At 45.0% G+C, this 13,433-nt stretch carries 15 protein-coding genes and 1 tRNA gene; 13 read left to right on the top strand and 3 right to left on the bottom strand.

Going from position 1 to position 13,433, the window contains the following annotated elements:
- Positions 1 to 16: 16 nt before the first annotated feature.
- From TRQ2_RS00430 to yqeH, 7 genes are read left to right on the top strand one after another with little or no spacing between them, the layout of a single operon-like run.
- Positions 17 to 778 (top strand): response regulator, encoded by a 762-nt coding sequence (locus TRQ2_RS00430; protein WP_011942788.1) that lies wholly within the window; start codon positions 17 to 19, stop codon positions 776 to 778.
- On the top strand, positions 775 to 1,689 hold the full coding sequence (gene ftcD / locus TRQ2_RS00425; RefSeq protein WP_012310313.1) for a glutamate formimidoyltransferase: 915 nt from the start codon (positions 775 to 777) through the stop codon (positions 1,687 to 1,689). Before TRQ2_RS00430 ends, ftcD begins: the two co-directional genes overlap by 4 nt.
- Positions 1,686 to 2,141, top strand: coding sequence for a 23S rRNA (pseudouridine(1915)-N(3))-methyltransferase RlmH (locus TRQ2_RS00420; RefSeq protein WP_011942786.1), 456 nt, complete (start codon positions 1,686 to 1,688; stop codon positions 2,139 to 2,141). The genes ftcD and TRQ2_RS00420 overlap by 4 nt, the downstream gene beginning before the upstream one ends.
- A gap of 16 nt (positions 2,142 to 2,157) precedes the next feature.
- Entirely contained in the window at positions 2,158 to 3,525 is a 1,368-nt protein-coding gene (locus TRQ2_RS00415; protein ID WP_012310312.1) for a hemolysin family protein, read from the top strand.
- Positions 3,464 to 3,862 carry a cytidine deaminase gene (gene cdd, locus TRQ2_RS00410; protein WP_012310311.1) on the top strand — a complete coding sequence of 133 codons (399 nt, stop codon included), beginning with the start codon at positions 3,464 to 3,466 and terminating at the stop codon, positions 3,860 to 3,862. Before TRQ2_RS00415 ends, cdd begins: the two co-directional genes overlap by 62 nt.
- A complete protein-coding gene (gene era, locus TRQ2_RS00405; RefSeq protein WP_193325879.1) occupies positions 3,858 to 4,754 on the top strand; it encodes a GTPase Era in 897 nt (298 codons plus the stop codon). The genes cdd and era overlap by 5 nt, the downstream gene beginning before the upstream one ends.
- Positions 4,755 to 4,765: 11 nt before the next feature.
- Positions 4,766 to 5,857 (top strand): ribosome biogenesis GTPase YqeH, encoded by a 1,092-nt coding sequence (yqeH, locus tag TRQ2_RS00400; RefSeq protein WP_012310309.1) that lies wholly within the window; start codon positions 4,766 to 4,768, stop codon positions 5,855 to 5,857.
- Here yqeH and dnaJ read toward each other — a convergent pair.
- The 3 genes from dnaJ to hrcA are packed head-to-tail and all read right to left on the bottom strand — an operon-like array spanning position 5,854 to position 8,509.
- Positions 5,854 to 6,963 carry a molecular chaperone DnaJ gene (gene dnaJ / locus TRQ2_RS00395; protein ID WP_012310308.1) on the bottom strand — a complete coding sequence of 370 codons (1,110 nt, stop codon included), beginning with the start codon at positions 6,961 to 6,963 and terminating at the stop codon, positions 5,854 to 5,856. The genes yqeH and dnaJ overlap by 4 nt on opposite strands.
- Before the next feature lie 6 nt (positions 6,964 to 6,969).
- Entirely contained in the window at positions 6,970 to 7,488 is a 519-nt protein-coding gene (locus TRQ2_RS00390; RefSeq protein WP_012310307.1) for a nucleotide exchange factor GrpE, read from the bottom strand.
- Between the two features lie 4 nt (positions 7,489 to 7,492).
- Positions 7,493 to 8,509: a heat-inducible transcriptional repressor HrcA gene (gene hrcA, locus TRQ2_RS00385; RefSeq protein ID WP_012310306.1), complete on the bottom strand. Its 1,017-nt coding sequence runs from the start codon at positions 8,507 to 8,509 to the stop codon at positions 7,493 to 7,495.
- 128 nt (positions 8,510 to 8,637) lie between these two features.
- Here hrcA and TRQ2_RS00380 point away from each other — a divergent pair.
- The 6 genes from TRQ2_RS00380 (at position 8,638) to truB (ending at position 13,431) form a co-directional block, all read left to right on the top strand.
- Positions 8,638 to 8,724 (top strand) — tRNA-Leu (locus TRQ2_RS00380).
- A 53-nt stretch (positions 8,725 to 8,777) separates the two neighbouring features.
- Positions 8,778 to 9,785 (top strand): L-threonylcarbamoyladenylate synthase, encoded by a 1,008-nt coding sequence (locus tag TRQ2_RS00375; RefSeq protein ID WP_012310305.1) that lies wholly within the window; start codon positions 8,778 to 8,780, stop codon positions 9,783 to 9,785.
- A gap of 7 nt (positions 9,786 to 9,792) precedes the next feature.
- Positions 9,793 to 11,271, top strand: a complete 1,479-nt coding sequence (locus tag TRQ2_RS00370) for a cell wall metabolism sensor histidine kinase WalK (protein WP_012310304.1) — start codon at positions 9,793 to 9,795, stop codon at positions 11,269 to 11,271.
- Complete coding sequence (locus TRQ2_RS00365; RefSeq protein ID WP_041434233.1) at positions 11,240 to 12,097, top strand: HDOD domain-containing protein; 858 nt, start codon at positions 11,240 to 11,242, stop codon at positions 12,095 to 12,097. The genes TRQ2_RS00370 and TRQ2_RS00365 overlap by 32 nt, the downstream gene beginning before the upstream one ends.
- 12 nt (positions 12,098 to 12,109) lie before the next feature.
- Positions 12,110 to 12,505 (top strand): 30S ribosome-binding factor RbfA, encoded by a 396-nt coding sequence (gene rbfA, locus TRQ2_RS00360; protein ID WP_012310302.1) that lies wholly within the window; start codon positions 12,110 to 12,112, stop codon positions 12,503 to 12,505.
- Positions 12,502 to 13,431 (top strand): tRNA pseudouridine(55) synthase TruB, encoded by a 930-nt coding sequence (gene truB, locus TRQ2_RS00355; RefSeq protein ID WP_012310301.1) that lies wholly within the window; start codon positions 12,502 to 12,504, stop codon positions 13,429 to 13,431. Before rbfA ends, truB begins: the two co-directional genes overlap by 4 nt.
- The last annotated feature ends 2 nt before the right edge of the window (positions 13,432 to 13,433 follow it).

Genomic DNA, 13,433 nt, shown 5'->3' with positions numbered 1-13,433 from the left:
TAAGGAGGAGTTCACGGTGACTCCAACGGTTATGGTAGTGGATGAATCCAGAATCACCTTCCTTGCCGTCAAAAATGCCCTTGAAAAAGACGGTTTCAATGTGATTTGGGCAAAAAACGAGCAGGAAGCGTTCACGCTCCTTCGCCGCGAAAAGATCGATCTCGTGTTCGTAGATGTGTTCGAAGGTGAAGAGAGCCTGAATTTGATAAGAAGAATACGTGAAGAGTTTCCCGACACGAAGGTCGCGGTTCTGAGCGCCTACGTTGACAAAGATCTAATTATTAATTCGGTGAGAGCGGGTGCGATTGACTACATTCTCAAACCCTTCAAGCTCGATTATCTCTTGGAAAGAGTCAAAAAAATCATTTCTTCCGCACCCAGGCTCACCGTTTCTCTCAAGAAAAATATCGAGGATCTTGAGATCACCCTCAAGTTCGAAGATATCGTGAGAAAAGAAATAAAGCGTTCCAACAGGACAGGTTCTCGTTTCTGCGTCATGTACGTTAAGTTCGAAGATATCATGAGAGACTACGAGACTATCAAGAAATTCTTCAGGGAAACAGATTACATCCTACCCATCTCTGCCAGCGAATACCTGTTTGTACTGACACTGACGGGAAAACACGGAATAGAGGCCGTTACAAAGAGGATGAAAGAGAAACTTTCCGAACGTTTCAGCTACACGTACGTGTGTTACCCGGACGATGGTAAAACCTATGAGGAAATCATTTTAACTCTGAAAGATAGAATGTCCAAACCAAGGGGGAATGAGAGTTGAAACTGATAGAATCGGTACCAAACTTCAGTGAAGGGAGAAGAAAGGAAGTAGTTGAAAAGATCGTCGCGGAAGCGAAAAAATACGACAGGGTATGGGTACTCGACTGGTCAATGGATGCGGACCACAACAGATCGGTGGTAACGCTCGTGGGAGAACCGGAGAACCTCATAAACGCTCTCTTCGATATGACGAAAAAGGCGGCCGAACTCATCGATTTGAGAAATCACACAGGCCAGCATCCCAGAATGGGTGCAGCGGACGTCATACCACTTGTGCCCCTCTACAACACGACCATGGAAGAGTGTGTGGAGTATTCGAAAATACTCGGACGCAGGATAGGAGAGGAACTGGGTATTCCCGTGTATCTTTATGAAAAATCTGCCACACGACCTGAAAGACAAAATCTTGCAGATATCAGAAGGGGAGAGTTCGAAGGCTTTTTCGAGAAAATAAAAGATCCCCTGTGGAAGCCCGACTTCGGCCCCGACCGCGTACATCCCACAGCGGGTGTGACGGCGGTTGGTGCGCGTGAATTTCTCATAGCTTTCAACGTGAACCTTGGAACGCGGGATGTGAAGATAGCCGAAAAAATAGCCAGGGCAATCAGATTCTCCAGCGGAGGGCTCAGGTACGTCAAAGCGATAGGTGTTGATTTGAAAGGAAAGGGAGTTGTCCAGGTTTCTATCAACATAACAGATCACAAAAGAACACCTCTCTATCGAGTTTTTGAACTCATAAAGATGGAAGCCGAACGATACGGGGTACCGGTTCTGGGATCAGAGATAGTGGGACTTTTCCCGCTTGAATCTCTGCTGAAGACGGTTTCTTACTACCTGAGAACGGACCTCAACGCTAAAAAGGTCATAGAATCCAGTCTTCTGGAAATACTCGTTAGAGAGAGTGAGAAATGAAAGTAAGAATAGCGGTGGTTGGGAAACTGGACGGTTTTATCAAAGAAGGTATAAAGCACTACGAAAAGTTCTTGAGACGATTTTGTAAGCTTGAAGTTCTCGAAATAAAGCGAGTTCACAGAGGAAGCATCGAAGAAATCGTCAGGAAGGAAACAGAGGATCTGGCAAACAGGATTCTCCTCGGAAGTTTTGTTATGGTCATGGATAGGAGAGGGGAGGAAGTTTCTTCAGAGGAGTTTGCCGACTTTCTCAAAGATCTGGAAATGAAGGGAAAGGATATAACGATCCTGATAGGTGGGCCCCATGGGTTGAATGAGGAGATCTTCGCGAAGGCCCACCGTGTTTTTTCATTATCGAAGATGACCTTTACACATGGAATGACCGTTTTGATAGTGCTGGAGCAGATATTCAGAGCGTTTAAAATAATCCATGGGGAAAACTATCACTATTGATGGAGGTGGAACAGAAGTGGAAGATCCTGTCAGTAGTGCTTTGACTCTTGGACTGGAGTCACTGCTGCTGGTCTTTCTGGTCTATCTGTCGAACTTTTTCTCTTCTTCGGAGACTGCGCTCACTCTCATGAGTAAGGTAAAGATCAAAGAGTTTCTGGAAGAAAAAGAGGAAAACTCTGAAAAAGCAAGTTACATACACCTGTTCAACAAGTATCTCACTACGATTCTCATAAGTAACAACCTCGTCAATCTCCTTGCATCTTCTATCTCCACTCTCATCTTCTTGAATCTGCTCAGAAACATGAGCGAAGAGTTCGTGGCAATCGTATCTACTCTCTTCATCACCACCATCCTTCTCATCTTCGGTGAGATCACACCAAAGGTCCTGGCACGATCAGATCCAGAACGCGTGTTCCGCAGATCGATAGGTGTTATCAGATTTCTCACCCGTGTTCTGGATCCCATAGGAAGGTTACTCGTGAAAACAGCAGACGGCATCATTTCCCTGAGACATGGAAAAAAGGTCTCCGAAGATCTGTTCATAACCGAGGAGGATATCGTTTCCATTGTTCAGGTCGGAGGAGAAATGGGTGTCATAGAGGAGGAAGAGGAAAGGATCATCAAGCGCGCTTTTGAAATGAAGCAGATAGCCGTGAAAGAAATCATGACACCGCGGGTCGACATAGTGGCGATAGAGGAGAACCAGACAGTGAAAGACCTCATCGAACTGGTTGAAGACGAAGGATACTCCAGAATACCCGTTTATAAAGAAACCATAGACAACATCGTGGGTATCTGCTACGCTAAGGACGTGCTTTCGATTCTGGCTGCAAAAGATTGCGAAGAAGTGAAAGGTATGAAAGTTAAAGATATCATGAGAGAAGCCCTTTACGTTCCCGAGACGATGAACATAGATGAACTCCTTAAGATCCTCAAAGCTAAGAAGATTCATATAGCAATCGTTGTGGATGAGTACGGAGGAACGGCCGGTATTGTAACGCTTGAGGACATCATAGAAGAACTCTTTGGAAACATAATGGACGAGTACGACTACGATGAGATCTCCGGTATAAGAAAGATCGATGAAAGGACTTTTGTGGTAGATGGGACCACACCGATAAACGACATCGAGATAGAGTTGCGCGTTCAATTTCCAGAAACAGAGTACGAAACGATAGCGGGATATTTGCTCGAGCACTTCAAAAGGATACCGAATGTTGGAGAAGAAGCGGTGATCGGAAATCTGTACTTCAAAATACTCGCTGTCGGAAAAAACAGAATAGAGAAAGTCATGATAAAGATACTTGGGAGGGAAGAGATCAATGGTGGATCCGGAGAAACTGGTGAAAATGGCTCTGGAAGCCAGGAAAAAGGCGTACGCTAAATACTCAGGTTTCAGAGTCGGTGCCGCTTTGCTCACAAAGAGCGGAAAGATATACACGGGGGTGAATGTGGAGAATTCTTCTTATGGTCTTACGATCTGCGCTGAAAGGGTAGCCGTTTTCAAAGCCGTTTCTGAAGGAGAAAGAGAATTCGCTGCAATAGCGATAGCGTCGGATTCTCCAGACAAGACTGTTCCCTGCGGTGCTTGCAGGCAGGTTCTCTACGAATTTTCCGACGATCTGGATGTGATAATTGCGGATAGAGACGGAAATTTTGAAGTTGTGAAATTGAAAGATCTTCTACCAAGAGGGTTCAGGTTGGGAGGTGGTGAGCATTAAATCGGGTTTTGTCGCTCTGGCAGGAAAGCCGAATGTGGGGAAATCGACCTTCATAAATGTTGTTATGGGAAGAAAAGTAGTGATCGTTTCAGACAAACCTCAAACTACTAGGAACAGGATAAACTGCATCTACACGGACAAAGATAGTCAGATCATATTTGTGGACACTCCCGGTATCCACAAGCCTCTTCACAGACTGGGAGAATACATGGTGAAGGCTGCTGTTCAGGCTCTCAAAGGGGTGGATCTCATACTATTCATGCTGGATGCGGCGGATGGATTTACGAAGACAGACGAACACGTTGCGGAGATCGTGAACGAGTCTGGAACCAAAACTATCATTGCTGTGAACAAGATCGACGTGGCGGGTGAAGAGAAGGCGAAAGCGGTGGGACAACTCGCAAAAAGTATGGTGGAGAACGTTGTGTCTGTCCATTACATATCCGCTCTGAAAGGTGAGGGTGTCTTCGAAGTTCTGGAGAAAATAAAAGAAGAACTACCGGAAGGGCCACAGTATTACCCCGAGGACATGGTAACAGATCGCCCTCTCTCTTTCATGGCCGCTGAAATCATAAGGGAGAAGATCTTTCATCTCACGAGACAGGAGGTACCTCATTCTACGGCCGTGGTGATCGAGGAAATAAAGGATAGACCAAATGGTGTCCTCTACATACGGGCGAACATATACGTGGAACGCGACTCTCAGAAGGGAATTCTCATAGGAAAGAACGGCAGCATGATAAAGAAAATTGGAACGCTCGCCCGTGAAGAACTGGAGTTTCTCGTGGGAAGAAAGGTTTATCTCGACTTGAACGTCAAAGTAAAAGAAAAGTGGAGAGAAAAGGACTTCATCATACTTCAAGAAATAGGCTTGAAAGACGACATAAAATGAGGTGAGGATCGATGAAATGTCCTGGATGTGGAGCAGCCATTCAGTTCGATGACCCGAAAAAACCGGGGTACATCCCGCGTGAGGTCTACGAAAGAAGGCTCGAAGAAGGAAAGGAGATACTCTGTCAGAGATGCTTCCGAATGAAACATTACGGCAAACTGGAACCAGTTGAATTCGATTGGGATTTCAAAAACCAGTTGAAGTCGTACCTTGGAGGATTCGATGTGGTGGTCTGGGTGATCGATATTTTCGATTTCGAAGGAACCTACAGGGAGGATATAGTAGAAATTCTGGAAGGAAAAAGGGTTGTCTACGCCATAAACAAGATCGATCTTCTGCCAAAGGCTATTACGGTGAAGGAAATCAAAGAGTGGGTGAAGAAGAGGATAAAAGTGAAAAACACAGATGATATAAGGATCGTCAGCGCTGAAAAGAATTTCGGTCTGAATTCGCTTGTGAAGTATCTTTCGCGGTTGACCGACAAAGCACTGGTGGTGGGAGTAACGAACGTTGGAAAGTCTTCACTGCTGAACAAAATCTGCACCCATGAGAACACCATAAGTCCTTTTCCAGGGACAACTCTGGGAATTCTCAGAAGAAAGGTAAAAGAAGCGAATCTGTATCTCTACGATACCCCAGGTATCATGACAAACGATAGAATTCTCGATCTTCTGGATCCTGAGTGTCAAAAGAGAGTTCTGCCAAGAGAAGAACTCTCCAGGAAAACCTTCAAGCCAGATAATGGAAGAACCATCTTCATGGGAGGACTGTGCCGATTCGATATTCATTTTGAAACAGAAAAGAATCCGATCTTTCTGCTTTTCTCCTCTAAAGAAGTAACCTTCCATGAAACGAAGAGGGAAAGAGCAGATGAGCTCATGAGAAACAGACTGGGAGATCTGCTGATTCCTCCGTGTTCTAAAACAAAATTTGAAAATTTCAAGTGGAAAAGAGAAACCTTTACATTGAAAGAAGGAGAAGAACTGGCGGTGGCGGGACTGGGATGGATGAGTGTCCGAAGAGGTCCTTTCACCGTCGTAGTCACGGTTCCGGATAACGTGAAGCTCGTTGTAAGAGAAGCACTCGTCAATCCCAAACGCTAATCGATAGTGACTCCGCGTTTTTTCGCCAGTTCTTCGAGAACTTTTCTTTCCTCTCTGGAGAGACTCTTTGGTATCTCAACGTGTACGTTCACGATGAGATCTCCGCGCCTTCCATACCTGTTTGGAAGACCTTTTCCCTTCAACCTGAAGACGGTTTCCGGCTGAGTTCCCGGAGGAATCTTCAGCATCGTCGTACCACCTTCTGGAAGAGGAACTTCAACGGTTGTTCCCAAAATAGCCTGGAGGTAGTCTATCGTGATATCGTACACGAGATCTGAACCGGATTTTTTGAATCTAGGATCTGGTTTCACGCGGACGATGACTATCAGATCACCGTAAGGTCCGCCGTAATATCCAGCATTTCCACCGCCAGTGATTCTAAGCTGGGTTCCATCTTCCACATTTGGCGGTATTTTCACCGTTTTCCTGACCTTTCTGAGAACTCTGCCGCTTCCACCACACTCGTGGCAGTATTCCCGTGGAATCTTCCCTGTGCCGCCACATCTCTCACAAGTTCTCTCACTGACGAAGTAACCAAAGAACGATCTTCGTTCTTCTCTGATCCTTCCCGTTCCACCACAACTTGGACAGTTTATGTATCCGGCATTGGGTTCCACGCCTGTTCCGCCACACCTTGGACAGGTTTCGTACCTTTCGTATTCCACGGGTATCTCCGCTCCGTTGATCAAATCGGAGAGAGTTACTTCTATTTCGTACCTTATATCTTCGCCTCTTCGGGCGTATTCTCTTCTTTCTTCCTGGTGCGGTCTTTCCCCAAAGAAAACGTCGAATATGTCTCTGTTGAAGATGTTTTCAAACTCTCTGAATATATCATCGAAGAAGCCACCAGATTCTGTTTCCTGATACGTGGGCTGTTCTCCTACGTACCCGAAACGATCGTACATGGCCCTCTTCTGTGGATCGCTGAGGACCTCGTAGGCCTCCTGAATTTCCTTAAAACGTTGTTCGGCTTCCTTTCTGTTTTCCGGATGCCGGTCTGGATGCCACTCTTTTACGAGTCTCTTGTAAGCCCTTTTTATTTCTTCCTGTGTGGCGTCTCTGGGAACACCGAGAATTTCGTAGTAGTCTTTCTTTTCTTTTTTCATGAGGCATCACTCCTTCTTATCAGAAGGTTCTTCAACCTTCTCTGCTTCCTTCTTTCGTGGTTTCACTGCAACCTTCACTTTTGCGGGTTTCAAGACTTTCCCGTGGAATTTGTAACCACTCTCTACTACCTCAAGGACAGTGTATTCTTCCACGTCTTCTGTTTCTACTCTTTCAACTGCTTCGTGTTCAAAAGGATCGAATTTCTCTCCCACGTGGATCTTTGTAAGCCCCTCTTTTTCCAAGACGTTCAGGAGTTTTTTGTATATCATTTTCACGCCTTCATAGAAGGCGTCTCCCTTTTCTCCCTGATTCAATGCCCTTTCGAAATCATCGAGAACGGGAATGAGTTTCGATATGAGGTATTCATTCGCATTCTTTATCAATTCTCTTTTTTCACGGGCGACTTCCTCACGATAGTTTTCGTATTCAGCTTTCAGCCTTTTTGCGTACTCTTCCAGTTCTTTGTATTTTTCTTTCAGTTCTTCACATTCTTGTGTGAGCTCCTTTTTCTCTTTTTCGCTCATCTTTTCACCTCCTGGAAGTTGAAGTGAAATACTCTGAAAGACGGTTCAAAATGTACTCAAATATTTTGTGATTTCTATCGTACCTTGTAACCTTCGACGTGAAGAAGTACACACTACCGATAGGAGATTCTCCTTTGAAGTATCTTCCTGAAAAAACAGCGAATTTCTCCAGATTTTTTCTGCCAATTTCCCTTCCTATCCTGACGGTTATGCCTTCTCCAACTAAGCTCTCAAGAAATTTCTGATCTTTCACTTCTTCGAGAAGGTTTCTGATGTCCTCCAGAGTGAGAGTTTCATCCTTTAGAAGATTTTCAAGCCCCGCATCCAGATATCTTTCGACAGTCTCACCTATCAGAGATTCTATCAATCTGAGAAAGCCACTTCCTTTCAGGCTTTCTATTTTACCCATCAACACTTCTCCTATTGTCCTGCCTCTGAGGAGGAAGTTGAGCTGTCTTTCGATTTCTTCCCAGTTCAGTCGTTCCTGAGTTTTGATGGGGGTAACTCTGGAAACGCCGAACTCTGTCAGTATGGAAAAGATGAGGTAGTCCTCCGAAACAGGAATGAGCATCACTCTGAGTATTTTCAAATCTCTTGTGTTTGGTCTTTCTATGAGGACGTAACCCTGCGTCAATCGGGCTAGAAGATTTCCTGCGAGGAAGAGAATTTTTTCCGGATCGGCAAGAGGCACCGATTTGAAAGTCTCCACAGCGAGATCCGCTTCTGATGTCTCCTTTGAAATCTTCAGCATCTCTTCGTAGTAAAATCTCAGCCCCTTGTCAGTTGGAATCCTCCCAGCCGATGTGTGGGGCTGGTATATGTATCCAAGGTACTCCAATTTTTTCATATCGTTTCTTATAGTGGCACTGCTGAACTCTATATTGCTCACTTCCAGAACTCTCTGTGAGCTCACAGGTTTTTTATTTTCTATGTACTCTCTCACGATGCAGTAAAGCACTTTTCTCTGACGATCGTTCAGTTTCTTCAAGGCTTCGTTGTTCTTCCTGTTGAGCCTTCTCATGATTTAGCACTCCCTTCTTTTGAGTGCTAATAATAGTTTAGCACACATTTTAAAAGAATTCAAGAAGGAAGAGGGATTCTCGGAACTTGACTTTAGAAAGAGAGAGCTGGTACTATATATAATGGAGGGCCGAGGTGGCGGAATGGCAGACGCGGCTGACTCAAAATCAGCTGGGGGATGACCCCGTGCGGGTTCAAGTCCCGCCCTCGGCACCAGAAGGGGCTCCGAAGGGCCCCTTTATTTTGTATCATATCAGGAGGGAAAACCTGTGACCAGAGTGTTAAAGGTGGATCCCCTCTTTCCCGACGAGAAAGTTCTGAAAGAAGCAGTCGAACTTCTTCAAAACGGAGAAGTGATCATTTTCCCCACCGAAACCGTTTACGGAATAGGAGCGGATGCGTACAACGAAGAGGCCTGCAAGAAGATCTTCGAGCTGAAGGGAAGACCCGCTGACAATCCTCTCATTGTTCATATACATTCCTTCGAACAGCTGGAGGAAATCGCGGAGGGTTACGAACCTCATCTGGATTTTTTGAAAAAGTTCTGGCCGGGGCCGTTGACGGTTATTCTTCGAAAAAAATCCGAAAAGATACCTCCCGTGGTGACCGCTGGTCTTCCAACGGTGGCCATGAGGATGCCAGCACATCCGGTGGCCCTGAAGTTGATAGAACTCTTCGGTCATCCTATAGCCGCTCCAAGCGCAAATATTTCGGGAAGACCCAGCGCTACGAACGTGAAACACGTCGTAGAAGACTTCATGGGCAAAGTTAAGCTGATAATCGACGCAGGGGATACCCCCTTCGGCTTGGAGTCCACCATTGTGGACCTCACAAAAGAAAAGCCTGTTCTTCTGAGGCCAGGGCCAGTGGAAGTTGAACGACTGAAAGAGCTCTTTCCGGGACTCGTTGTGCCCGATTTTGTACGAAAAGGAAATTTTGAAGGCAGACCGCTTGCACCGGGAATGAAATACCGACACTACGCTCCTTTAAAGCCTCTGATACTCGTAGAAGATTTGACGAAGATGGAGGAAGTATTGAAAAAGTATCCGGATCATGTGGTCATCTGTGTTGAAGAGAGAAAGGAACTGTACGACGACAGAATCGTTGTAGGATCTTTGAAAAAACCCTACAGTATCGCCCAAAATATCTTTTCTGCTCTGCGTGAGGCTGAAAAAATGGGGAAAGAGTATATAATTGTTGAGGGATTTGAAGAAAGGGGAATTCTATTTGCGGTGATGAATCGATTGAGAAAAGCGGCAACAGAAATTGTGAGGTGACTTTTCTTTGGAGGAAACAAAAGAAATAAAAGAACAAAACAACCGTCTGTTTTTACTCCTTTCAATAATGATAATGGAGTTTTCCAATGCGAAAACGGAAAACGATATTCTTCAGGGTCTCTTGAACCTGGTGAAAAAAGTTGTTGATATCAAAGAGGTGGTTCTCGTCGATGAAAACAAGAGAAAAATCTGGGGAAGAGACATCGATATAAAAAGATTCGAAGAGTTCATTGACTGGTCCATCAGACAATCCAACCCTGTCTTTGTGGAGGATGAATTCGGTTATGTTGGAATAGTCCCTGTTGTGAAACAGGATAGGATGTTTGGAAGCTTAATTGTGCTACTGAATCACCAGCCATCAATGGAAGAAACAGAGATTTTCAAAGTTCTTTCGTTTCTTTCGGCGATCGTTCTGGAAAACATAAAGTTGTACAGGGAGTTAGAAGAAACGTACAACTACGTGAACGTCATTCTTAACGGTCTTCCAGAGGGGATCTTCGTTTATTCGAATGGGGAAATAAAATTTCAGAATGAGAAGTTCAAAGAGGAGAATTTTCCAGATGAAGTTTTGAAGAAGGCCATTTCTCTGTCAGAAGAGGCAATATCTTTGCGAACACAAAGAGTGGGTGAAGTGATATCAGGGGAAGAATTCTTTTCCATCACCTCGATACCTCTTGCCCTCGGCAGTGAAATTCAGGCGCTGACGATCGTTGAAAACGTGACAGAATCAAAAGAACTCGAAAGACTGAAGCGAATAGACAGGATGAAAACGGAGTTCATAGCGAACATCTCGCACGAGCTCAGAACACCTTTAACGGCCATAAAAGCCTATGCGGAAACAGTTTACAACAGTCTGGAGGAACTGGATCTCAGCACCCTCAAGGAGTTCCTCGAGGTGATAATAGATCAAAGCAACCACCTCGAAAATCTCCTGAATGAGTTACTGGACTTTTCCAGGCTTGAAAGGAAATCCCTTCAAATAAACAGAGAAAAAGTTGATCTCTGTGATCTCGTAGAAAGTGCGGTGAACGCGATCAAAGAATTTGCTTCATCTCACAACGTGAATGTTCTCTTTGAGAGTAATGTTCCCTGTCCTGTGGAAGCTTACATCGATCCAACAAGAATCAGACAGGTACTTTTGAATCTTCTCGACAACGGGGTGAAGTACTCAAAGAAAGATGCTCCTGATAAGTACGTGAAGGTGATCTTGGATGAGAAAGATGGCGGTGTTCTCATAATTGTAGAGGACAACGGTATAGGAATACCGGATCACGCAAAGGATAGGATATTCGAACAGTTTTACAGGGTAGATTCTTCGTTGACCTACGAAGTGCCTGGAACGGGACTCGGCCTTGCCATAACAAAAGAGATCGTGGAGCTTCACGGCGGCAGGATATGGGTGGAAAGTGAGGTGGGTAAGGGATCCAGATTCTTTGTGTGGATCCCAAAAGACCGTGCCGGCGAAGATAATAGACAAGATAATTGAAGAAATAGACAAGTTACCTTCACCAAATGTTGTTGTTCAAAGGATAATCGCCGTTTGTTCAAAGCCGGATGCGTCTTCTACTGAAGTGGCGAACACTCTCATGATGGACGCAAGCTTGAGTGCTAGGGTGTTGAAACTGGCCAACTCAGCCTATTATGGCGTTCCAAGAAAGATAACCACGTTGAGCGAAGCGGTCATGATCCTTGGCTTCAAAACGGTGAGAAATCTCGCTCTCAGTGTTTTCACTTACGATATGGTTTTCAAAAACAGTTCCTCTGGAATCGATCGTGAAAAGCTCTGGGAGCATTTCATAGCGAGTGCTATCGCTTCAGAAACCGTTGCAGAAACAATGGGCTATCCCCTTAAGGAAGAGATCTTCATAGCAGGACTCCTCCACGATCTGGGCAAGGTAGTTTATGATCTACTGTTCTCCGATATACTTGAAACGGAAGCCAAAATTGCTCAAAAGACGAAGAAAAACCTCATAGACATAGAAGAGGAGCTTGGGATTCCACCGCACTCCGAAGTGGGCGCAAAATTGCTCAGAAAGTGGAATTTTCCAGATCTTCTTGTTTTGTCTGCGGAATTTCACCACAACGTCGAGGGTAACCCGAACGAACTCTTCGTCAACCAGGTTTCCATGGTCCACATAGGAGATGTGATAGCGAATCTCATGATGAAAGGGGCTTCTCTTTCGTGGGGAGATCCGAAACTTTCTCCTTTTGCTTTGAATGTGCTGAAAGTGAAACCGAAAACTTTCTTGAGAATACTGGATAAATCCAAGGAGAAGTACAGCAAGGCTCAGGAATTCTTGCAGATAGATTAGGAGGTGAAAAGAATGAATCCAGCCTATAGAAAGGCCATGCTCGAATCGGAGATTCAAAAACTTTTGATGGAAGCACTTCAACAGCTGAGAGATCCCCGCTTGAAGAAAGATTTCGTCACGTTTTCCAGAGTGGAACTCTCAAAGGACAAAAGGTACGCAGACGTCTATGTCAGTTTCCTCGGCACACCGGAAGAACGAAAGGAAACGGTTGAAATATTGAACAGAGCGAAGGGTTTTTTCAGAACCTTTATCGCCAAAAATCTGAGACTCTACGTTGCTCCCGAAATCCGCTTTTACGAGGACAAAGGCATAGAGGCGAGTGTGAAAGTTCACCAGCTGCTGGTTCAACTTGGATACGATCCTCTGAAGGACAAAGAAAAGAAAGAGGAGGAAAAGAAAGAAGAGTGAAGCACGGAATCCTTGTAGCTTACAAGCCTAAAGGCCCCACATCGCACGATGTTGTGGACGAAGTTAGAAAAAAATTGAAGACGAGGAAAGTCGGACACGGAGGAACTCTCGATCCGTTCGCCTGTGGGGTTCTCATAATCGGTGTCAACCAGGGCACGAGAATTCTCGAGTTCTACAAGGATTTGAAAAAGGTGTACTGGGTGAAGATGAGGCTTGGTTTGATAACCGAGACTTTCGATATAACAGGCGAAGTTGTCGAAGAACGAGAGTGCAACGTCACCGAAGAAGAAATAAGAGAAGCAATCTTTTCCTTTGTGGGAGAATACGACCAAGTTCCACCAGCTTATTCTGCTAAAAAATACAAAGGCGAACGTCTCTACAAACTGGCGAGAGAGGGAAAGATCATAAATCTTCCACCAAAGCGAGTGAAGATCTTCAAGATATGGGACGTGAATATTGAGGGAAGAGACGTCTCTTTCAGAGTGGAAGTGTCTCCTGGTACCTACATAAGATCTCTCTGTATGGATATAGGTTACAAGCTCGGTTGCGGTGCCACCGCCGTTGAGCTCGTACGAGAGAGCGTGGGACCTCATACAATCGAGGAAAGTTTGAACGTATTCGAAGCCGCTCCTGAAGAGATCGAAAACAGGATCATACCACTCGAAAAATGCCTTGAGTGGCTGCCGCGTGTTGTCGTTCATCAGGAATCAACGAAAATGATTCTCAACGGTTCTCAAATATACCTTGAGATGCTCAAAGAATGGGACAGTTTCAAAAAGGGTGAAGTTGTCAGAGTATTCAACGAAGAAGGACGGTTACTTGCTCTGGCTGAAGCGGAAAGAAATTCTTCGTTTCTGGAAACCTTGAGAAAGCACGAAAGAAACGAGCGAGTTTTGACCCTCAGAAAGGTCTTCAACACGAGGTGAAA

Origin of the sequence: Thermotoga sp. RQ2, from assembly GCF_000019625.1 — a bacterium.
Taxonomy (GTDB): Bacteria; Thermotogota; Thermotogae; order Thermotogales; family Thermotogaceae; genus Thermotoga; species Thermotoga maritima.
The sequence above is the reverse complement of the archived record's forward strand: the minus strand, read 5'-3'. Positions and strand labels throughout refer to the sequence as shown.